The 21245-nt window shown below is 46.6% G+C and carries 21 protein-coding genes and 1 pseudogene; 21 read left to right on the top strand and 1 reads right to left on the bottom strand.

Annotated features, from left to right (window positions below; genetic code table 11):
• Positions 1-33 precede the first annotated feature (33 nt).
• On the top strand, positions 34-1233 hold the full coding sequence (locus ACM6JA_RS13950) for a DUF3866 family protein (protein ID WP_414852758.1): 1200 nt from the start codon (positions 34-36) through the stop codon (positions 1231-1233).
• Here the strand turns inward: ACM6JA_RS13950 and mciZ are convergent.
• Positions 1232-1288: pseudogene (gene mciZ, locus ACM6JA_RS13955) on the bottom strand (Z-ring formation inhibitor MciZ); the annotation flags it as partial. The gene ACM6JA_RS13950 and the pseudogene mciZ overlap by 2 nt on opposite strands.
• A 104-nt stretch (positions 1289-1392) precedes the next feature.
• Here mciZ and ACM6JA_RS13960 point away from each other — a divergent pair.
• The 20 genes from ACM6JA_RS13960 (at position 1393) to sigF (ending at position 21203) form a co-directional block, all read left to right on the top strand.
• On the top strand, positions 1393-1950 hold the full coding sequence (locus ACM6JA_RS13960) for an NUDIX domain-containing protein (RefSeq protein WP_414852759.1): 558 nt from the start codon (positions 1393-1395) through the stop codon (positions 1948-1950).
• A gap of 4 nt (positions 1951-1954) precedes the next feature.
• Positions 1955-3127 carry an endonuclease Q family protein gene (locus ACM6JA_RS13965; RefSeq protein ID WP_414852760.1) on the top strand — a complete coding sequence of 391 codons (1173 nt, stop codon included), beginning with the start codon at positions 1955-1957 and terminating at the stop codon, positions 3125-3127.
• Between the two features lie 67 nt (positions 3128-3194).
• Entirely contained in the window at positions 3195-3821 is a 627-nt protein-coding gene (gene spoIIM, locus ACM6JA_RS13970) for a stage II sporulation protein M (RefSeq protein ID WP_144616136.1), read from the top strand.
• A 94-nt stretch (positions 3822-3915) separates the two neighbouring features.
• Positions 3916-4380: a Fur family transcriptional regulator gene (locus tag ACM6JA_RS13975; RefSeq protein ID WP_007720739.1), complete on the top strand. Its 465-nt coding sequence runs from the start codon at positions 3916-3918 to the stop codon at positions 4378-4380.
• Positions 4381-4536: 156 nt separating this feature from the next.
• Positions 4537-4776 (top strand): YqzK family protein, encoded by a 240-nt coding sequence (locus ACM6JA_RS13980; protein ID WP_007720735.1) that lies wholly within the window; start codon positions 4537-4539, stop codon positions 4774-4776.
• 93 nt (positions 4777-4869) lie between these two features.
• Positions 4870-5757: a site-specific tyrosine recombinase XerD gene (xerD, locus tag ACM6JA_RS13985; RefSeq protein WP_414852761.1), complete on the top strand. Its 888-nt coding sequence runs from the start codon at positions 4870-4872 to the stop codon at positions 5755-5757.
• A 119-nt stretch (positions 5758-5876) separates the two neighbouring features.
• Positions 5877-7049 (top strand): phosphopentomutase, encoded by a 1173-nt coding sequence (deoB, locus tag ACM6JA_RS13990; RefSeq protein WP_414852762.1) that lies wholly within the window; start codon positions 5877-5879, stop codon positions 7047-7049.
• Between the two features lie 60 nt (positions 7050-7109).
• Positions 7110-7919 carry a purine-nucleoside phosphorylase gene (locus ACM6JA_RS13995; RefSeq protein WP_414852763.1) on the top strand — a complete coding sequence of 270 codons (810 nt, stop codon included), beginning with the start codon at positions 7110-7112 and terminating at the stop codon, positions 7917-7919.
• A 24-nt stretch (positions 7920-7943) separates the two neighbouring features.
• Positions 7944-9251 carry a pyrimidine-nucleoside phosphorylase gene (locus tag ACM6JA_RS14000; RefSeq protein WP_414852764.1) on the top strand — a complete coding sequence of 436 codons (1308 nt, stop codon included), beginning with the start codon at positions 7944-7946 and terminating at the stop codon, positions 9249-9251.
• A gap of 330 nt (positions 9252-9581) precedes the next feature.
• On the top strand, positions 9582-10052 hold the full coding sequence (locus ACM6JA_RS14005) for an Lrp/AsnC family transcriptional regulator (RefSeq protein ID WP_007720718.1): 471 nt from the start codon (positions 9582-9584) through the stop codon (positions 10050-10052).
• A 114-nt stretch (positions 10053-10166) separates the two neighbouring features.
• The gene (locus ACM6JA_RS14010; RefSeq protein WP_414852765.1) at positions 10167-11825 is read left to right on the top strand and encodes a peptide ABC transporter substrate-binding protein; all 1659 of its coding nucleotides are present in this window, start codon (positions 10167-10169) and stop codon (positions 11823-11825) included.
• Between the two features lie 249 nt (positions 11826-12074).
• Entirely contained in the window at positions 12075-13007 is a 933-nt protein-coding gene (locus ACM6JA_RS14015; protein WP_048032574.1) for an ABC transporter permease, read from the top strand.
• A 6-nt stretch (positions 13008-13013) separates the two neighbouring features.
• Positions 13014-13931 carry an ABC transporter permease gene (locus ACM6JA_RS14020; protein WP_414852766.1) on the top strand — a complete coding sequence of 306 codons (918 nt, stop codon included), beginning with the start codon at positions 13014-13016 and terminating at the stop codon, positions 13929-13931.
• 14 nt (positions 13932-13945) lie between these two features.
• Entirely contained in the window at positions 13946-14935 is a 990-nt protein-coding gene (locus ACM6JA_RS14025) for an ABC transporter ATP-binding protein (protein ID WP_007720695.1), read from the top strand.
• 14 nt (positions 14936-14949) lie between these two features.
• The gene (locus ACM6JA_RS14030) at positions 14950-15909 is read left to right on the top strand and encodes an ABC transporter ATP-binding protein (protein WP_007720691.1); all 960 of its coding nucleotides are present in this window, start codon (positions 14950-14952) and stop codon (positions 15907-15909) included.
• Positions 15910-16088: 179 nt separating this feature from the next.
• Positions 16089-18161: a methyl-accepting chemotaxis protein gene (locus ACM6JA_RS14035; RefSeq protein WP_414852767.1), complete on the top strand. Its 2073-nt coding sequence runs from the start codon at positions 16089-16091 to the stop codon at positions 18159-18161.
• Between the two features lie 143 nt (positions 18162-18304).
• Positions 18305-19489: a D-alanyl-D-alanine carboxypeptidase family protein gene (locus ACM6JA_RS14040; RefSeq protein ID WP_414852768.1), complete on the top strand. Its 1185-nt coding sequence runs from the start codon at positions 18305-18307 to the stop codon at positions 19487-19489.
• A 147-nt stretch (positions 19490-19636) separates the two neighbouring features.
• Positions 19637-19987 carry an anti-sigma F factor antagonist gene (gene spoIIAA / locus ACM6JA_RS14045; protein WP_007724108.1) on the top strand — a complete coding sequence of 117 codons (351 nt, stop codon included), beginning with the start codon at positions 19637-19639 and terminating at the stop codon, positions 19985-19987.
• Positions 19987-20436, top strand: a complete 450-nt coding sequence (spoIIAB, locus tag ACM6JA_RS14050) for an anti-sigma F factor (RefSeq protein ID WP_007724107.1) — start codon at positions 19987-19989, stop codon at positions 20434-20436. The genes spoIIAA and spoIIAB overlap by 1 nt, the downstream gene beginning before the upstream one ends.
• Before the next feature lie 11 nt (positions 20437-20447).
• Positions 20448-21203 carry an RNA polymerase sporulation sigma factor SigF gene (gene sigF / locus ACM6JA_RS14055; protein WP_173609564.1) on the top strand — a complete coding sequence of 252 codons (756 nt, stop codon included), beginning with the start codon at positions 20448-20450 and terminating at the stop codon, positions 21201-21203.
• Positions 21204-21245: the final 42 nt, after the last annotated feature.

Consider the following 21245-nt stretch of genomic DNA (forward strand, 5'->3'; position numbering starts at 1 on the left):
GGGGACGAGGCAGGAATGAAAGGGGGAAGCTGAGTGCTCCGTTTGGCGGTGGGGACGGTCCAAAAAGTTCTGGAAAAGCAACCAGGGATGCAGATACTCGAAGTCCGGACAGAATCGGTTGCTGGATACAAAATAGAGAGAGTGTTGTCTTTTTTGCAGGAGGATTATAAAAGTGGCGATTTACTTTTAATCAATACAACCGCTGTTCGACTTGAATTGGGGACAGGCGGGTATCATTTTGTCGTAGGAAAGGTTACTCAACCGGAGGAAACCGATGTCCTTCCGAATGAGTGGGGGCATGTCATGAAAATGCGCTATTCACCATGGCAGCTCGCGGTTGATTCGGTAGAAGAACAGACCAGCCCGTACCACCCTTTGTTTGTGCAAGAAGATTTATCCCTGGAAGGTACCCCTGTTTTAATTGGCGAGCTGCACAGTCTTCTACCTGTTGCTGTCCTTGCTTTGCATAAAAAAAATCCAAATGCCCGTATCGTATATGTCATGCCAGACGGCGCATCCTTGCCGATTGCCTTGAGCCAGCACGTCCATCAATTAAAAGCAACTGGGAGCTTGGCTGCGACAGTGACGACAGGTCATGCGTGGGGCGGAGATCGCGAGTCGTTGACGATTCATAGTGGCTTGCTGGCAGCACGCCATGTAGAGCATGCCGATATCATTGTTTGTATGCTGGGACCTGGGGTAGCAGGTACGGGTACACCTTATGGCTTCTCAGGAATTCAGTTAGCCGAGGTCATTCATGCCGTATCCACTCTCGGAGGAACACCCTTTTTTATTCCCAGAATCAGTTTTGGAGACCCACGTACCAGGCATTTCGGTGTCAGTCATCATACTGTATCAATAGTAAACAGATTTGCTCTTAGTCCTGCCCTGGTTACAATCCCGATTTTCGGGGATGAAAGAGATGAAGTCCTTTCACGGCAAATGAAAACAATAGAAGTTCCGGGGAAGCATATTTTCATAAAGGGAAAAGTCCCGGACCTGTCAGAACTGGCAGCACTGGAAAAGGGGTATGGCTTGTCCTTTGCTACGATGGGTAGAAATTGGCAAGAGGACCCTGCACCTTTTCAAACGGCATGGATGGCTGCCGATTTTGTGGCAAATAGTCTGGACTACATCGTCCAAACCGTTAACGGCGCCCTGCATTCGCCCGCTTCATCAAGTAATCTTGAAGCGTTAGGTCTTTATTTGACCAGGAACGAAGTGCAGCCTTGATCTCCCAAGCTTTCCCGACCATACGCAATTGCTTTTCGCTAACATATGTTTTCATTCATGATCTCCTCCGATACAATAAGGTGGACAAGCTCTATGCTCCCAACTTATGGAGGGAATCGACGATTTAGAACGAATTCATGAAAAAAGGATGATGACGAAGTGAATAAATATGATCACTTATATGAAAAAACCATTTCCAGTCAACCGATTTATGACGGAAGAATTATTAAGGTCAAGGTGGATGAGGTGCTTCTGCCCAATGGCAATACAGCCAAGCGAGAAATTGTGAATCATCAAGGAGCGGTTGCCATATTGCCGATCACAGATGATAACAAAATGGTTGTGGTTCGACAGTTCCGCAAGCCATTGGAGCGTACGATCGTAGAAATCCCAGCAGGAAAGCTGGAGCCAGGGGAAGAGCCGCTTGCATGTGCAATGCGCGAGCTGGAGGAAGAGACCGGTTACGTTGCGAGTCAGTACACACCGCTCAGCTCTTTTTACACATCGCCAGGCTTCGCGGATGAAATTTTACATGTTTTTGTGGCCACTGGTTTGAAAAAAGGAGAAAGCAAGCCGGACGAGGATGAGTTCGTTGATGTGCTGGAAGTAACACTGGAAGAAGCGCATGCCTTGCATCAGAGTGGAGAAATTCGTGATGCCAAGACAGTCGTAGCATTGTTTGCGTGGGAAAACAAAATGCTGCGTGAACGTGGCTAGTACCATGCTTACTTCGTATTTTTGCGATATGCATATTCACATCGGTGGTACGTGGACGGGTAAACCTGTGAAAATAACGGCTTCTCGCCAAATGACACTCACGAAAATTTTGGAGGAAGCCTCAGATAAAAAAGGGATGGATGTCATCGGGATTATTGATGCCCATTCACCGGAGGTTCAGGATGAGCTGGTAGATCTGTTGGAAAAGGGATTAGCCACTGAACTGGTGGATGGAGGAATTTCCTACAAAGATACCTTGCTAATCTTGGGGTGCGAAGTAGAAATCAAGGAGCCGGGGCGTGGTGCAGCTCATTTTCTCGTTTATCTGCCGAAGCTGCAAGAAATGAAGCAATTTACTGCGTGGCTGTCAGAGCGCTGCAAAAATGTGCAATTAAGTTCTCAGCGTATCTACACATCACTTAGGGAATTGCAAGCCTGTGTCGATCAATTACAGGGCCTCTTGATCCCCGCACATATTTTTACGCCGCATAAAGGGTTGTATGGGAGCTGTACGGATTCGATGGCGGAAGTGCTCGATCTTTCGCTCATCTATGCGGTTGAGCTGGGATTGAGTGCGAATACCATGATGGCGGACCGCATATCCGAGCTGCATGACAAAACCTTTCTCACCAACTCAGATGCCCATTCTCTGGCGAAGATAGGCCGGGAATATCAAGCGCTGTATATGCTAGAGCGCTCCTTCGCAGAGTGGGTGAAAGCAATTAAGCGCATCGGTGGAAGAGGGGTTCATGTGAACTACGGTCTGCATCCCGAGCTAGGCAAGTATCATCAGACGGCATGCCAAGGGTGTCAGTCTTTACTAGCGACGGATGCCTCAGGCAAATGTCCGGAATGCGGCTTCCAACGAATTGTGCGAGGGGTTGCAGCGCGCATTGATCAGCTGGCGGATGTAGAGGCCGGCCAGCATCCGGCGTTCCGTCCTACTTATATCGAGCAAATCCCGTTGGAATTCATTCCGGGAATCGGTCCGAAATTGTTGGATAAGCTGTATCGGTCGTTTGGTACACAGATGAACGTATTGCATCGTGTGAACGAAGAAGAGCTCACCCATGTTGTCGGAGAGAAAATCGCTTTGCTTATCGTACGAGCACGAGAGGGAAAGCTATCAGTCCAAAAAGGGGGCGCCGGTACCTACGGGAAGATCGTCCCGATGTAGGTTGTCATAGGGGAGAACTCGTCCGCATAAGCTGTACAGTAATCAGCCAAGCGGGAGGCGACGAAGCGTGCGTTCACGAGTCGGACAAACTATCCAATCCTATGCGAGAGAACATCAGTCACTCTACTGGTTCACGATCGTCCTGTTTACGATGGGCATTATTTTCGGAGCCGTCCTCGTCAATTCACTGCCATTGTCACAGAAGCAGGAGCTGTACGGTTTTCTGCAATATTTTTTCAACAGTCTTGGCAGTGATGGAATCCCTGAGACCAGTGCCCATTTTCAGCAGGCGTTTGGTCATTATGCCAAAACCATAGCGATCATGTGGGTGCTAGGATTATCCATTATTGGGTTGCCTATGATTTTGTTGATGCTCTTTTTAAAAGGAGTCGTGGTTGGTTTCACCGTCGGTTTTTTGGTGAGTCAACTCCAATGGCAAGGCGTAACATTTGCCATGGTGGGTGTTCTTCCACAAAATTTATTAGTCGTCCCTGCCCTTTTTATTGTAGGTGTCAGCGGAATTTCGTTTTCTCTTCGACTCATACGAACGAGAGTGCTAAGCAAAAGGGATGTCATCATGCCGCATTTTATGGGCTATACCGTTCTTGTTCTTAGCATGCTGGCGATTTTGACGATTGCAGCCTTGTTTGAAACCTTCATTTCCCCTAGGCTGATGCAGCTTGTACTTAATTAAGAATAATTCTCAGGTAAGAACTTATGCATTTGACTTATTCAATGCCCCTCTACTATAATAGGAACAGGTTTCATGCGAGCGGGGAGGGGCATTAATGTTGGAAGAAAAATTAGAGAAAATTAAGCAGCAGTTGCATTCACAGAACTACAAGCTGACACCACAGCGTGAAGCCACTGTTCGCGTGTTGTTGGAGAATGAAGAAGATCACTTGAGTGCGGAAGATGTTTACTTGTTGGTGAAGGATAAAGCACCGGAAATCGGGCTTGCTACCGTATACAGGACATTAGAGCTGTTGAGCGAACTGAAGATCCTTCATAAAATGAATTTTGGCGATGGCGTAGCTCGTTACGATCTTCGTGATGATAATGCTGCCTATCACCATCATCACCTCATTTGCCTCAATTGTGGTACGGTGGATGAAATTTTTGAAGATCTGCTTGTCACAGCAGAAGAGAAAGTCAAGAATGTTTACAACTTTTATATTACCGACCACCGATTGACCTTCTACGGGATCTGCAATCGTTGTGTAGATAAAGTGAACGTGGAGGACTTCAAATAAAGTCGACTTCTCTGGGAACGGAGAAGTTTTTCTTTTTTCCTTGGGAGCTTTTGTAATGGCAGACCTATTCCTGTGGAATCCTAAGAGAGGATCGATCCGAATGGAGCAAGGGACAAGTGCATATAAATGAAAGAAAGTCTGTAAGGAGGCTCACGGATGAAGGTCTCTTATCGCCGCTTGATGGAGGGTCTTCGTTTTTTGCTTCTTTTCATTACCTGCACGTTGCTCTCCTACGGCATCATTACCTTGCTGGCGGACAAATTTCTTCCGGCAAACCCTTATCATGAACCACATGGGAATGCGGTGAAGGTAGTAAAAGTCATCAATACCTCTCAGGCACAGGATTTTGACGGATATGTCGCACGACTACAGCTCTTTTTTTTAACAGGAGAGTAATGCAAGTTTGAGTTTTTTATCTGGAGAAGCAGGAGTTTCTTTTTCTTTGTGGAAAGCAATACAAGATACTTATCAGCTGAAGGGGACAGCTTCATGGACAGTCTGATTGATCAGTTTATTCATTTCCTGACTGTGGAGAAAGGGTTATCGAGAAATACCCTGGAATCCTATCAACGGGATATGGTGGCCTTTACCTCGTACTTACAGGAGCAAGGTGTTGCTCGAATAGAGGATTCTACTCGGACGCACATCATTGGTTACTTGCTTGTTTTACGGGAAAAAGGACGTGCTACAGCAACGCTTTCTCGCAATATGGCATCGATACGAGCGTTTTATCAGTTTCTCATTCGGGATAAATACATAGACAAAGATCCATCCATTCATCTAGAAACACCGAAGATCGAGAAACGCTTGCCGAAAGTGCTCTCTGTTGAGGAAGTGGAACGTCTTTTGGAAAGTCCTCCTGTCAATCATCCTGCCGGGCTGCGGGACAAGGCGTTGCTTGAGCTTCTATATGCGACAGGCATTCGTGTCTCGGAGTTAGTCAATCTGGATTGTGCTGATGTGAATCTGGATATGGGTTTTGTCAAATGCTTGGGAAAAGGATCAAAAGAGCGAATCATTCCGTTAGGCTCGGTTGCCATTCAAATGGTACGCCACTATTTGCAGGCAGGGCGCCCCAAGCTGGTAAAAGGAACTGGCGATAATGCATTATTTCTGAATCACTTGGGCAAACAAATTACACGGCAAGGTTTTTGGAAAATTATTAAACGATATGCCCAAAAATCAAACATCCGTGCAGAGATTACACCCCATACACTACGCCACTCTTTTGCCACTCACTTACTGGAAAATGGAGCCGATTTGCGCTCTGTTCAAGAGATGCTTGGGCATGCTGATATTTCAACCACCCAGATTTACACACATGTGACCAGAACGCGGATTAAGGACATCTATGCCAAGACGCATCCGCGAGCATGAGTATGAAAAAACGATCGACTCCGCCTGATTGTCGGGCGGAGAAAAATTTTCTGAATCAGGTCAGACGTCTGACGACTTGATTATAGAATTCGAATGACTGGTAAACAGGAGGCGTTAAGATGCAGTATTCACGAGTTTTTTTGATCGTCATGGACAGCGTAGGGATTGGCGAACAACCTGATGCGCCTAAGTTCAATGATACAGGAGCGAACACCTTAGGTCATATTGCGGAACGAGTTGCAGGATTTTCATTGCCCAACTTGCAAAAATTAGGTTTGGGAAATATAGCACCTCTCCAAAACGTTGAGCCAGTAGCAATTCCTATGGCCCATTATGGGAAAATGCAGGAAATCTCCATGGGGAAAGATACGACGACTGGTCATTGGGAAATCATGGGTCTGCATGTGTCTACTCCGTTTAACACGTATCCAGACGGATTTCCACAAGAGCTGATCTCAGAATTTGAGCAACGTATTGGCCGCAAGGTGCTCGGGAACAAGGTCGCTTCTGGGACGGACATTCTCGACGAGCTTGGTGAAGAGCATATGAATACGGGTGCAGTCATTGTCTATACATCTGCGGACAGTGTATTCCAGGTGGCAGCACACGAAGAGGTTGTTCCGCTTGAAGAGCTGTACCATATTTGCGAGGTAGCTCGTGAGTTGACGCTTCGTGATGAGTTCGCTGTTACTCGTGTCATTGCGCGTCCATTTGTTGGACAGCCAGGTAATTTTAGCCGTACAGCAAATCGTCACGATTATTCCGTGAAGCCATTTGCTCCGACAGTCATGAATCGTCTGCAAGATGCTGACCTTGCTTCTATTGCCATTGGCAAAATCAGCGACATTTACGCAGAAGAGGGCGTTACCCAATCTATCCGAACCAAAGATAACATGGACGGTGTAGATCAAATTCTGGGCACCATGAAACAATCGTTTACGGGTCTTTCTTTTGTCAACCTGGTGGACTTCGATGCGAAGTTCGGTCATCGCCGTGATCCAGAAGGGTATGGTCAGGCATTGATGGAGTTCGACGCTCGTATTCCAGAGCTTTTGGAAGCGCTACAAGAAAATGATTTGCTGGTAATCACGGCAGACCATGGAAACGATCCTGTACACCATGGCAGTGATCATACGAGAGAATACGTTCCGTTGCTTGTCTATCACAAGGGTATTCAAGCTGGAGAACATTTGGGCATCCGTGAAACATTTGCAGACTTGGGTGCGACCATCGCAGACAATTTTGGGGTAACTGCTCCATTGATTGGGAAAAGCTTCCTCAATCATTTATAAAGGTTAAGTAAAAATAAACATTTATATAATAGAAGAAACACAAAAAAGGAGAGAGTTGAAATGGCAAATTTCCATGAGGCAGTAGCATATATCGAACCGAAACTAACAGAAAAACCAACCATTGGTCTCGTACTGGGATCAGGGCTGGGTGTTTTGGCGGATGAGATCGAAAATCCGGTGATCATTCCTTATCATGAAATTCCTGGCTTCACTGTGTCCACCGTTGTCGGCCACAAAGGACAACTCGTGATTGGCAAGCTGCAAGGCAAGCAAGTCGTTGCGATGCAAGGTCGTTTCCACTTTTATGAGGGGCATGGTCTGGATGCCGTTGTTTTCCCAATCCGTGTCATGAAGCTGCTCGGCGTAGAAACCATTATTGTGACCAATGCTGCTGGCGGAATTAACGAAGGCTACAATCCAGGCGACCTCATGCTGATTTCCGATCACATCAACATGACGTTCCGCAATCCATTGATCGGTGCAAACGATGAACAATTGGGAGCGCGTTTCCCAGATATGTCTGAGGCTTATTCCAAACAGCTCCGCAAGCTGGCTCATGAAGTTGCGTCCGAGCAAGGAATCCAGCTCCGTGAAGGTGTATACGCAGGTCTGCTAGGTCCTACCTATGAAACTCCAGCTGAAATCCGTATGCTTCGTCTGTTGGGTGGGGATGCTGTAGGGATGTCCACTGTACCAGAAGTAATCGTGGCACGACACATGGGTGTTAAGGTGCTTGGTATTTCGTGCATTAGTAACATGGCAGCAGGTATTTTGGAACAGCCTCTGTCCCATGATGAAGTAATGGAAACAACAGAAAAGGTAAAATCTCAATTCCTGGCTCTGGTAAACGGTATCGTAGCCAAGATGTAAGTAACGGATTCGGAGGGATTAACAATGCGTATGGTCGATATGATCGCCAAAAAACGTGATGGCGGAGAACTGACAACAGAAGAGATTCAATTTCTGGTGACAGGCTATACAGATGGAAGTATTCCTGACTACCAAATGTCCGCATGGGCAATGGCAGTCTTTTTCCGTGGCATGACTGCGAGAGAGACAGGAGATCTAACCTTGGCAATGGCAGGGTCAGGCGAACAGCTTGACCTGTCTTCCCTGCAAGGAATTAAGGTAGACAAGCACAGTACAGGTGGAATAGGGGACAAGACTACTCTTGTTGTTGCGCCATTGGTAGCGGCAGCAGGTATTCCTGTGGCAAAAATGTCTGGAAGAGGCCTTGGATACTCAGGAGGCACCATCGACAAGCTGGAGTCCTTCGCGGGATTCGAAGTAGAACGCACACGCGAGCAATTTTTGCAGCAGGTGCGTGATATTGGCGTGTCCGTAATTGGGCAGTCTGGCAACCTGACACCTGCAGACAAAAAGCTGTATGCTCTGCGTGACGTGACAGCTACTGTAGAGGCTGTGCCGTTGATTGCAAGCTCCATCATGTCCAAAAAGATTGCCGCTGGGGCAGATGCCATCCTGCTTGACGTAAAAGTAGGGAAGGGCGCTTTTATGAAAAGCATTGAAGAGGCAGAAACATTAGCAAATGCGATGGTTGCAATCGGCAGCCAAGTAGGACGTAAAACGGTGGCGGTTATCAGCGATATGAACCAGCCGCTTGGCTTTGCTGTGGGCAATGCACTGGAAGTGAAAGAAGCAGTGGAGACACTTGCAGGTAAGGGTCCTCGCGATTTGACCGAGCTGGTATTGGCTATTGGCTCCCGCATGCTTGTTATGGGTGGGCTTGTTACTGATGTGGAAGAAGGTCGTAAGAAGCTAGAAGACCTGATGGCTTCCGGAAAAGCAGTGGATAAACTGGCGGAAATGGTAGAAGCTCAAGGCGGCAATAAGCAGGACGTCTATGATTTGGCTCGTCTGCCGCAAGCAAAGATCATTCATACCGTTACAGCCGAACAGGACGGCTTTGTAAGCGCGATTGATGCGGAAGCGATCGGTCATGCTTCTGTTGTCTTGGGAGCTGGCAGATTGACAAAAGAAATGCCAATTGACTTGGCAGTAGGCCTTGTTCTGCACAAAAAACGCGGGGATCAGGTGAAGGCTGGAGAAGTTTTGGTCACGATCCATGCCAACGAAGACCATCTTCTGCAAAATGCGTTGAAAGAAATGGAAGGTGCCTTCCAAATTTCGACGGCAATCGACGAAGAACAACCGTTGATTTATAAAATTATCGAGGTATAGAACGTCAAGTTATTAGTTGATCAATCAAATAAAACAAGGCGTGCACAGCACATGCGCACGCCTTGTTTTATGAGTGAAAATACAATTTCTCGAAAAAATATTGTTGATTAAATCTAGTTTTTCATATTCAATAGTAAGATATAAGTCATTTTTTATTATATAAAAAATATTTTACTGTTCGGATTGACTTTATAAAGTTTTATAATTCTACTTGTCAAATTTCGTTGACACCGCTATCATTTCCGATTACTTTTATTGTATTAGACTGTTTGTAAAAGATTATTGCGAAATTCGTAAAAAAATGATGGAGGTTCCCAGAAAATCGTATTTATGAAAAAGCTGGACCATGTCGACAGACAGATTCTGCAAATCCTCCATGAAGATGGGCGTATCCCATATACAGAAATCGCCCATCAACTAGGCGTGAGCGAAGGAACAATTCGATCGCGCATCACTCGTCTTTTGCAAGACGGAGTCTTCCAATTCGTAATTCAACCCGATCCAGAGAAATTAGGATTACATGTGCAGGTTATCATCGGGTTAACCACAAAGCTAGGTTTGCAGAAAGAAGTGGCAGAAAAATTAAGCAAATTTTCTGCAGTACGTTTTGTAGGCGCTTATAGCGGTAAGCACGACTTGATTATCCAAGCGTGTTTCCATAGTAATGATGAGCTGATCACCTTTGTTAATGAACGACTCTCTCAAATTGAAGGAATTGCGGCTGCGGACGTTTCACTGGAACTGAAGCAGTACAAAGACACCTTCTCTTTCGTTCAAGACGACGAGGTGACCCTGCAATGAAAGGGGTTGATGCCTTCCAGCCGAAGTCAAGCAGCTTCGCGTAGTTTTCATTTTTTTTCGTCCTTTATTTTCAGAAAAAAGACAAAAAAGAAAAACGTACTGGGGGTTATTGCGTTGAAAAAGAATGTGTTTGCACTTGTGAGCTCGATTGCTGTATTAGGAACCGCCCTGGCAGGGTGCGGAGGAGGTCAACCAACTGCCGCTCCACCGGCGGGAGAAACACCTGCAACAACAGCACCTTCACAGCCTGCAACTCCAGCTGCTGAGAAGAAGCCACAAGTTTTAAAGATGAACCTGCACTCCGAGCCACCTACAACTGATCCAGGCCTCGCAGAGGACACGACTTCAGGCGCGATTATCTTGGCAACCTTTGATGGCTTGACCCGCATTGGCACCGACGATAAGCCGCATGAAGCAGCTGCTGAGAGCTATACCGTCTCTGATGATAAGCTAACTTACACATTTAAAATCAGAGAAGGGAAATGGAGCAATGGTGATCCTGTAACAGCACATGACTTTGAATATGCTTGGAAGCGTGCTCTCGATCCAAAAACAGCTTCCAACTACGCATATCAGCTGTACTACGTGAAGAATGGTGAAAAAGCAAACAAGGGCGAAGCAAAGCTTGATGAAGTAGGCGTGAAGGCACTAGACGATAAGACGCTGGAAGTTAAGCTCGAGAATCCGACTCCATACTTCCTGGAATTGCTCGCATTCCGTACTTACTTCCCAGTTAACAAAAAAGTAATTGATGCAAATCCGAAGTGGGCAGGCGAAGCAAGTTCGCACGTCGGTAACGGACCTTTCAAAATCGAATCTTGGGAGCACAAGAGCAAGATGGTGCTCGTGAAGAACGAAAATTACTGGGATAAAGACAATGTAAAGCTCGACAAAATCGAATTCTCCATGGTAGAAGACGAAAATACAGAGCTCTCCATGTTCGAAAATGGCGAAATCGACTGGGCTGGCGCACCTATGAGTGCTTTGCCAACAGATGCGATTCCAGCATTGAAAGAGCAAGGCAAGATTCAAACGAATCCAATTGCTGGTACGTACTGGTACAAGTTCAATACCGAAAAGCCGCCATTTAATAACATTAAAGTGAGAAAAGCATTTGCTTACTCGATTGATCGCCAAGGCTTGATCGACAACATTCTCCAAACGGGTCAAATCCCGGCAACAGGTGCTGTTCCTCCATCCATGGTGCTGAATCCAAATGGCTATTTCAAAGACAAAGATCTTGAAAATGCGAAAAAGCTTTTGGAAGAGGGGCTGAAAGAGGTTGGTTTGAGCAAGTTGCCACCGATTACCTTGTCCTACAATACATCTGAGGCTCACAAGAAGATTGCTGAAGCCATCCAAGACCAATGGAAGAAAAATCTCGGCGTAGATGTGAAACTCGAGAACAAAGAATGGAAGGTATACCTGGAAGATATGCATGAGGGTAACTTCCAGATTGGACGGATGGGCTGGCTGGGTGACTTCAATGACCCAATCAACTTCCTGGAGCTCTACAAGGATAAAATGGGTGGAAACAACGATACACGTTGGGAAAATGCAAAATATAAAGAGTTGTTGAACCAATCCGCTCAGGAGTCAGACCTCGAGAAACGTAAGAAAATTTTGGCAGATGCAGAACAAATCCTGATGGATGAAATGCCAATCATGCCAATTTACTTCTATACGCAATCTTGGGTACAGAAGCCAGAAGTGAAAGGCGTTCACCAAACTGGCCTGGGTGACGTGGATTGGAAAGGCGCATACATCGAGTAATTTCATAACGAAGGAAACGGGATTTGCGGCAGAGGGTATATGGTTGCCCATATACTCTCTGCCATGCAAGCCCTTCCCATAAATACCAGCTGGCATGATTGCCAGCAAAGAGAAAATAGAGAGAGAAGCTTTTCTGCAAGAGATCTAAGGGTTATTTACACAGCCGATTTTTACACTGTGTCGGCAGCGTTCCGCAGTGTAAACATGGGACGTGAAAGCAATCAAAAATCTACCAAGGGGGTAAGTTAGTTGATCCGTTATCTCGGTAAGCGCATCATTTTTATGCTCATCTCGCTCTTCTTAATTGTAACGGCCACCTTCTTCATCATGAAAGCAGTACCAGGTGGTCCATTTACATCCGAGAAGCAGGTCCCGCCGGAAATTAAGGCAGCACTAGAGGCAAAGTACAAGCTGAACCTGCCGTTGCACGAACAATATTTTGAATATTTGAAGGGTGTAGCAACATGGGAGCTCGGCCCATCGTTTACGGAGAAATCTTCAACTGTTAACGACATGATTAATCGTGGTTTCCCAGTTTCTGCTCACTTGGGAGCACAAGCTTTATTGCTCGCTATCTTTGGTGGGATTACGCTAGGGGTTATCGCAGCGCTAAACCATAATAAATGGCAAGACTATTCCGCGATGGTCATCGCCGTTTTGGGATTATCGGTACCAAGCTTTATTTTGGCGTCCTTTTACCAATACATTTTCGCTATTAATTTGGGGTGGTTTCCAATCGCGAAATGGGAAGGATTCGAATACACCATCCTTCCATCATTGGCACTCGCCGCATCACCGATGGCATTTATCGCGCGTTTGACGCGTTCCAATATGATTGAAGTTATGGGTCAAGATTACATCAAAACAGCAAAAGCAAAAGGGCTACACACTTTTACCATTACAGTAAAACACGCAATCCGTAATGCGCTTTTGCCAGTTGTTACTTACCTGGGTCCACTGATTGCTGGTATTTTGACAGGGGCATTCGTTATTGAACGTATTTTCGGTGTTCCTGGTCTTGGTCGCGAATTCGTTTTGTCTATTACAAACCGCGACTATACGGTAATCATGGGTACGACCGTGTTCTACTCCATTATCCTGGTTGTGATGATTCTGATTGTTGACATCGCATACACCTTGGTAGACCCACGGATCAAACTTTCGGACGCAGGAAAGGAGTAATGACACGTGCAAAACTTGACTAAAGAACATTTCGAGCCAATTTCCGTTGACCTTCGTCAAGCTGAAGCAATTAAGCGCCCAAGTCTCTCTTTTTGGTCTGACGTTTGGCGTCGTTTGAAAATGAATAAAGTAGCAATGATTTCTATGATCTTCATTGCTGTGTTGATCGTATGTGCCATTGTGGTCCCATGGCTAACTCCACAAGATTATTTTACGACGGATCTGGCTGGCAAGAACAAAAAGCCGTCTGCTGAACACTGGTTTGGCACAGATGACCTAGGTCGTGACGTATTTGAGCGTATTTGGTACGGTGCACGTATCTCTCTGCAAGTAGGTCTTGCCGCAGCGTTCATTGACCTGATCATTGGTGTGATCTGGGGTGGTATCGCTGGTTTTTATGGCGGTAGAGTAGATGAAATGATGATGCGTTTCGCAGATATCTTGTTTGCGATTCCTTACCTGCTGGTTGTTATTTTGTTGATGGTTGTTTTAGAGCCTGGTGTTGGAACGATTATTCTTGCCTTGACGATAACGGGATGGATCGGTATGGCCCGGATTGTGCGTGGTCAGATCCTTCAATTGAAAAACCAAGAGTTTGTACTGGCAGCGCGCTCCCTTGGTGCTGATGCTAACCGCCTGATCTTCAAACACTTGATTCCTAATGCTTTGGGTCCAATCATCGTAACGTTGAGCTTGACTGTACCTTCCGCGATTTTCGCAGAATCCTTCTTGTCCTTTATCGGGTTAGGGGTTTCGGCACCGATTGCATCGTGGGGAACGATGTCCAATGAGGGCTTGCCGGCCATGAAGTACTATCCATGGCGTTTGACATTCCCGGCAATCTTTATTTCCGTGACCATCTTGGCATTTAACTTGTTCGGTGACGGTCTGCGCGATGCAGTAGACCCACGCCTGCGTAAATAGGAGGGATAGTCGTTATGGAACGCATTCTTGATGTAAAAGACCTGCATGTATCCTTCCATACGTATGCAGGTGAAGTAAAAGCAGTCCGCGGTGTGAATTTTCACGTCAACCGCGGAGAGGCAGTAGCGATTGTAGGGGAGTCCGGTTGCGGTAAATCCGTAACCGCTCAAACCCTCATGAAGCTGATTCCTATGCCTCCAGGTGAAATTAAACAAGGTCAAATTCTCTTCAATGGCGAGGATATCGTCAAGAAGTCGAAAAAACAAATGGAATCGATCCGCGGTAAAGATATCGGGATGATCTTCCAAGATCCGATGACTTCCTTGAACCCAACAATGACCATCGGTAGCCAAATTACTGAGGGCTTGATCAAACACCAAAACATGTCGAAATCTGCAGCACGTGATCGTGCCATTGAGCTGTTGACCATTGTTGGTATTCCGCAACCTGAGAAGCGTGTGGAGCAATATCCACACGAGTTCTCTGGCGGTATGCGTCAACGTGCGATGATCGCGATCGCCCTCGCCTGTTCGCCGAAGCTGTTGATCGCGGATGAACCGACGACAGCTTTGGACGTAACGATTCAGGCGCAAATTTTGGACCTGATGAAAGATTTGCAAAAGAAAACAGGCACTTCCATTATCTTGATCACGCATGACCTTGGTGTTGTTGCTGAGATGTGTGACCGCGTAATTGTTATGTACGCAGGAAAAGTGATCGAGACAGGAACAGTTGACGATATTTTCTACAATCCGCAACACCCTTACACCAAAGGCTTGCTTCGCTCGGTACCACGTCTTGACTTGAACCGTGACGAGCCACTGACACCGATTTTTGGTACGCCGCCAGACCTTCTTCGTCCACCAGTTGGCTGTGGATTCACCGCGCGTTGCGAATCAGCGATGCGTGTGTGCCAAGAGATCGATCCTGAGCTGAACGACATCAGTACGACTCAGCGAGCAGCTTGTTGGCTTCAGCATCCGCTTGCTCAGAACCGTGCGTAGAAGGAGGGATATCAGTGGATAAACGTGAAAATTTGATTGAAGTACGTAATCTGAAAAAGTTCTTTTCGATTGGCGATAATACTCTGAAAGCTGTGAATGATATCTCGTTTGAGATCAAACGTGGAGAAACATTGGGCGTAGTAGGAGAGTCAGGCTGTGGAAAGTCCACTGCCGGTCGTACCATCTTGAGACTGTATGATGCGACTGAAGGGGACGTCCTGTTTGAAGGCAAGAGCATCATGAATTTGAACCAGCAGGAAATGAAGGCGATGCGCCGCAACATGCAAATGATTTTCCAAGACCCTTACGCATCCTTGAATCCGCGTATGACAGTCGGGGATATCATTGGCGAGGCGCTGGATATTCATGGCCTGGCGACTGGTCAGAAGCGCAAAGAGCGCATCCAGGAGCTCCTTTCCTTGGTGAGCTTGAATCCTGAGCATATGAACCGCTTCCCACACGAGTTTTCAGGTGGTCAGCGCCAACGTATCGGAATTGCCCGTGCATTGGCAGTAGAGCCAAAATTCATCGTGTGTGACGAGCCGATCTCTGCTTTGGACGTATCCGTACAAGCACAGGTTGTAAACTTGCTCGAACAGCTGCAAGAAAAAATGGGCTTGACCTACATGTTCATTGCCCATGACTTGTCCATGGTAAAATACATTTCCGATCGTGTAGCGGTTATGTACCTGGGTAAAATGGTTGAGCTGGCAGAAAGTGATGCTTTGTATGAAAAGCCGCTCCATCCGTATACGCAAGCGCTGTTGTCTGCGATTCCGATTCCAGACCCAGAAATTGAGCGTAACCGTGAGCGCATTGTATTGCAAGGCGATGTACCTAGCCCAATGAACCCACCGAGCGGTTGCCATTTCCGTACCCGTTGCCCGAAAGCAATGCCGGAATGCGCTGCATCCGTACCTGTGTGGAAAGAAGTAGAGCCAGGACATTTCGCAGCCTGTCATTTGTATAACTAAATCAATTACAAATAGCGAGTTCCGAGGCTACTCGTGCAGCCCGGAACTCGTTTCCCTTCATAAGGGAGGTTTTACCTCTGAAAAAAATGGGTATTGTACCCAGAGGCAGTTTTTTCAGGGGTATTTTTTCGGAGTTCTTGCACTGGAAAATTGTAGCAGTGATAAAGGGGGCAAGTAGCATGAGTAAATTTTTGTCGCCACGATGGAAAAAGAAGGAGGGAATATCGAATCTCATAAAAAAAGTAAACCTGACTAGCCAAGTAGCAACGGAAAAGCTTAAAGGCTCTCTTGCTACAAAGATGATTGTGTTTGGTCTAATTCTTGTACTTATTATTATCGGTTCTTTGCAATACATAGCCCTTTCCTTCTCGAAATCAACATTGTTTAGCATTACCTCTAATCAGGCAAAAATGCTGGCTGACCAGCATGCGAATAGCATGGAAGATGACATAAAAGCGATTGTGAACTCCACCAAATCGGCGGCAACCAAACGTGTGATGATGACAGAGTTGCAGCCACTAATCATGGAACAGTTTACTTTATTACGCCAGGCGCATAAAGAAGTATCCAGAATCTATTTGATCGACACGGCTACCGGGAAATCCCTGTATTCCTTGACCGGGACAAATGAGATTGACTTCAAGCAAAAGCAATACTTCCAAAGAGCGCTTACCACGAAATCCTTGGTCGTTTCTGATGAAGAAATCGTTGAAGGCAGCAACAAGAGTTTTCTTTATATTGCGACACCCATAGGGGAAAAGGCCGATGATACGAGCCGGTTGTTCGTTGTTGGCTTTACGATTGACCAAATGATTCAAAAGATTCCTGAGATCTCTTTCATGGAGAATGGCTACGCATTTGTTGTTCGACAAGATGGTCTGGTTGTGGCCCATCAAAATCCGAATAACAACAACAAGCTCGTGCTGGCCGGTGACAAAGATTATGAAGAGATGCTTGCGCTGATGCAGCATGAGACAAGCAACAGCTTATTGTACTCGGATCATGGAATTGATTCATTTGCAGCTTTTGCACCGATTCCATTGTTGAAATGGAATGTCGTTTTGTCCACGGGAACTGACGAGGTATATGGTGAAGTAGACGGAATGTGGCTGTACTTCGTGCTCTTCAGCTTGCCGATCATCGGACTCTCGGTTTGGGCGATCTGGTGGTTTGCGAAGCGGATTCGAATGTCTCTGTTCGCGATAGCGCGGGATATGGATCAAATCGGCGCTGGACATTTTGATATCAACGTAAAAGTAAACGGCAATGACGAGCTGGCGATGGTTGGTCGCAAAATGAATGACATGGCGGCTGAACTCCGCAAGCTGATTGCCCTTGTACAGGGACAAGCTACACAACTGAACGTAGCGACAGATGAGCTGACTCTATTTGCGCAAGAAAATAAAGGAGCTATTAACGTCATTACGGATAATATTTCAACGATTGCCCAACGCGTCTCTACGCAGACGAATGAAGTGCAAGCAACAGCCAATACCGTCTCGGAAATATCGGAAGGCGTTGAACAGGTGGCTGTAGCTGCCGAATCTACATCGGTTGCCACGACCCGTACGTTTGAGAGAGCGCAAGGCGGAATGGAGTTAGTGGAGAACGTAATCAATACGGTTAGACGTGCCACTGGTGAGGTAGAACGTACTGCTGGGCAAATGCACAATCTTCGTGAGCGGGCTCGTGAAATTACGAGCATTGTCGAAATGATTACGAGTATTGCTTCGCAAACGAATTTGTTGGCGCTGAATGCAGCCATTGAGGCTGCCCGTGCTGGAGATGCTGGACGAGGCTTCTCGGTTGTAGCCAGCGAGGTTCGCAAGCTCGCAGAGGAAAGCAGCTCCTTCTCTGAGCGTATCGCTGCCATCGCCCATTCGATCAATGATGAGGCAATGGATATGAGCAAGCATATGGACGAGATCGTTACCATGGTGAGTGGAGGCTTGCAGTCTGTAGAGTCTGTGGGTACTGCTTTCCAAAATATCGTGGCAGAGATTCAATCGGCTGCAGAGCAGAGCGAATCGATGACGGCGACCTCGGAAGAGATGGCGGCAGGTAATCAGGTTGTGACAAACTCTATGCAGCGTCTTGCCACCATGTCGGATGAAATTAGTGATTCCATCTCAGGTGTGGTAGAGACAGTGGATGAACAATTGAATTCGATTGCACGCATTAATGAAAACGTAGAACAATTGAAAAAAATGGCGGACGAGCTAACGCAAAATGTGAGCCGATTCGTCATTTAAGAAAGTGTCCCTTCTGCTAGTTGCGGAAGGGATTTTTTTGTGTAACCAGATGTCTTTCGAGAAGATAATCTTGCCCTTTTTGTGTGAATATTTTCCTTTCATGATGGTGAGAATAAAACCATGAATGGAGGGAAGAGACTGCTATGAAACGGAATGGATACCTCGCTCTATGCTTCGTTATGTGCTTTACCATCTTTTCTCCGATGGCTATCGCCAAAGAAAAGGCTGGACAGCAAAAGGGTGACAATCATTTTGCCCCACAAGCTTCATCCGCAGTGATGATTGAAGCGGATACGGGAACAGTCTTGTATGAAAAGAACGCCAATGAAAAAATGCCACCCGCCAGTATCACCAAAGTAATGACCATGCTTTTGATCATGGAAGCGGTGGAGCGGGGAGAGCTTAAGCTTACCGATAAGGTTCGAACAAGTGAAAGAGCAGCATCGATGGGCGGGTCGCAAATTTTTTTACAGCCCGGTGAAGAAATGACGGTAGAGGACATGCTGAAAGGGATTGCGATTGCTTCTGGGAATGATGCCTCTGTAGCGATGGCTGAGCACTTGGCTGGGACAGAAGAGAGTTTTGTCGCGCGAATGAATGAACGCGCACAGCAGCTCGGCATGAAAAATACGCATTTTGTAAACTCCAATGGGCTTCCTGCCGCGAATCACTACTCTTCGGCAGCAGATATTGCGATCATGTCACGCGAGCTCTTAAAGCACGAAGGCATCACGAAGTTCACCGGTACGTACCAAGACTATTTGCGAAAAGATACAGAAAGCCCCTTTTGGCTTGTGAATACGAACAAGTTGGTGCGTTTTTATGAAGGGGTGGACGGTTTGAAAACAGGGTACACAGGCGAAGCGAAATACTGTTTAACAGCGACTGCCAAACGCAACAACATGCGTGTCATTGCAGTCGTCATGGGTGAGCCTGATGTAAAAACGCGCAACAATGAGGTTTCGACCATGTTCAATTACGCATTCACGCACTTTCAGGTGACGCCGATGTACAAAAAGGGAGAAGCTGTGCGAGCACTTGTTGTGGATAAAGGTCAGAAAGCGAAGATCAATGCGGTGACACCTCATGCGGTTAGCTTGTTGATGAAAAAAGGAGAATCGGCGGATACCTTCCAGAAGGAAATTGTCATCAACCAGGCGATCAGTGCACCTGTAGCAAAGGACCAAGTAATTGGACACATTTTCATCCGCACGAAAGATGGCAAGGAAGTAAACCGTATCGATCTGCTCCCAGAAGATCAGATAGATAAAGCCAACATGTGGGAGATTCTCAAGCGAACCACCAAGAGCGTTTTGATTAGCTACTGACAGACAGCATGAGCGCGAAAAGAATCGAGTTGCCCCGAATGGAATGGCGCGGCTGCTCGATTTTTTTGTTCTTTTGTCGGCTGGCAGGAATTGGTTTCATCGAGGAAGAAAGAGAGTTTCTATCAAGGGAGAAGGAGTGTGTCAGCTATGAGTTTACGAGTTGCGATGGAAACACGGCAGGACGTGCTGGTGATCCGTTTGCAGGGTGAGCTGGATCATCATACGGCAGAGGAGTTGCGCAAGAAGGCGGATGATCTTTTGCGTACCTCTACTATACGCCATATTGTCCTGAGTCTGGCTGATTTGACGTTTATGGACAGCTCTGGTATCGGGGTTATTTTGGGAAGATACAAGCAGATTTCTGCCCGATCTGGAGAAATGTACGTCTGCTCGATCAATCCTACGATTTATCGAATATTCGAGATGTCCGGGTTATTCAAGGTGATCAAGTTTCGCGAAAACGAAGCGGATGCTTTGCATGTTCTGGGGGTGGCGTAATGATGGTACAGCGTAACTTTATGTCAGTGTCGTTTGCAGCATTGAGCCAAAATGAAGCATTCGCACGTGTAGCAGTTGCAGCCTTCATATCCCAACTCGATATTACGATGGACGAACTGGAAGAAATCAAAACCGTTATATCCGAGGCTGTTACCAATGCCATTATTCATGGTTATGACGAAAATCCAGAGGGTGTGGTACAGATCTCTGTGCGAATTCAAGAGGACAGCATTGATCTGATTGTGGAAGACAATGGACGAGGAATTGAGGATGTGGAGCAGGCCATGCAGCCACTCTATACGACGAAACCGGAGCTTGAGCGCTCTGGAATGGGCTTTACTATTATGGAGAATTTCATGGATTCTTTGGAAGTGGCAACAGTTGTGGGTAAAGGAACAACTGTGCGCCTCACCAAACGCCTTGCGTTTGCCAAAGCCTTGCAAAATTAGGGGTAGTGCCTATGGGTGCCGATATCAAAAACGCGAGTCAACCATTTCTGACCAATGACCAAGTGAAAGAGCTAATCGCCAAAAGCCAAGCTGGAGACACTGAGGCACGAGAGCTTTTAGTCAACAGTAATATTCGACTGGTCTGGTCCGTCGTCCAGCGCTTTATCAACCGTGGATACGAAGCGGATGATTTGTTTCAGATCGGTTGTATTGGCCTTTTGAAAGCCGTAGACAAGTTTGATCTCTCCTATGATGTTCGATTCTCAACCTATGCTGTGCCGATGATTATCGGAGAAATTCAACGTTTCTTACGCGATGACGGTACAGTCAAGGTAAGTCGATCACTCAAAGAAACAGCCAATAAGGTACGACGAACAAAGGATGAGCTGTACAAGCAATTCGGTCGCGCACCCACGATTGCTGAGGTTGCGGACGCGGTGGGGATTACGCCAGAAGAAGTCGTGTTTGCGCAAGAAGCGAATCGGGCACCTTCTTCCATCCATGAAACGGTTTTTGAAAATGACGGGGACCCCATTACTTTGATTGATCAGATTGCGGATGAAGGGGTCAACAAATGGTTTGAAAAAATTGCACTCAAGGATGCGATCAGTCGATTGACTGAGCGGGAACAACTCATTGTCTACCTGCGCTACTACAAGGATCAGACGCAGTCGGAAGTAGCGGAGAGGCTGGGAATCTCGCAAGTGCAGGTATCGCGCCTCGAGAAGCGCATTTTACAAACAATCAAAGACCAAATTGAGCATTAACAGATGCAAACACTCCGGTCACTACGTGGCTGGAGTGTTTTT

This window comes from Brevibacillus sp. IT-7CA2 (genome assembly GCF_949767855.1).
Lineage (GTDB): Bacteria > Bacillota > Bacilli > Brevibacillales > Brevibacillaceae > Brevibacillus.

Excerpts from the sequence above, each read along its gene's own strand:
- ACM6JA_RS13980 (WP_007720735.1), top strand. The coding sequence starts at position 4,537 with ATGAAGGTCTCTTATCGCCGCTTGATGGAGGGTCTTCGTTTTTTGCTT.
- spoIIAB (WP_007724107.1), top strand. The coding sequence starts at position 19,987 with ATGATGGTACAGCGTAACTTTATGTCAGTGTCGTTTGCAGCATTGAGC.
- xerD (WP_414852761.1), top strand. The coding sequence starts at position 4,870 with ATGGACAGTCTGATTGATCAGTTTATTCATTTCCTGACTGTGGAGAAA.
- sigF (WP_173609564.1), top strand. The coding sequence starts at position 20,448 with ATGGGTGCCGATATCAAAAACGCGAGTCAACCATTTCTGACCAATGAC.
- deoB (WP_414852762.1), top strand. The coding sequence starts at position 5,877 with ATGCAGTATTCACGAGTTTTTTTGATCGTCATGGACAGCGTAGGGATT.
- ACM6JA_RS13995 (WP_414852763.1), top strand. The coding sequence starts at position 7,110 with ATGGCAAATTTCCATGAGGCAGTAGCATATATCGAACCGAAACTAACA.
- ACM6JA_RS14025 (WP_007720695.1), top strand. The coding sequence starts at position 13,946 with ATGGAACGCATTCTTGATGTAAAAGACCTGCATGTATCCTTCCATACG.
- ACM6JA_RS14040 (WP_414852768.1), top strand. The coding sequence starts at position 18,305 with ATGAAACGGAATGGATACCTCGCTCTATGCTTCGTTATGTGCTTTACC.
- ACM6JA_RS13975 (WP_007720739.1), top strand. The coding sequence starts at position 3,916 with ATGTTGGAAGAAAAATTAGAGAAAATTAAGCAGCAGTTGCATTCACAG.
- ACM6JA_RS14000 (WP_414852764.1), top strand. The coding sequence starts at position 7,944 with ATGCGTATGGTCGATATGATCGCCAAAAAACGTGATGGCGGAGAACTG.
- ACM6JA_RS14005 (WP_007720718.1), top strand. The coding sequence starts at position 9,582 with ATGAAAAAGCTGGACCATGTCGACAGACAGATTCTGCAAATCCTCCAT.
- spoIIAA (WP_007724108.1), top strand. The coding sequence starts at position 19,637 with ATGAGTTTACGAGTTGCGATGGAAACACGGCAGGACGTGCTGGTGATC.
- ACM6JA_RS13965 (WP_414852760.1), top strand. The coding sequence starts at position 1,955 with ATGCTTACTTCGTATTTTTGCGATATGCATATTCACATCGGTGGTACG.
- ACM6JA_RS14035 (WP_414852767.1), top strand. The coding sequence starts at position 16,089 with ATGAGTAAATTTTTGTCGCCACGATGGAAAAAGAAGGAGGGAATATCG.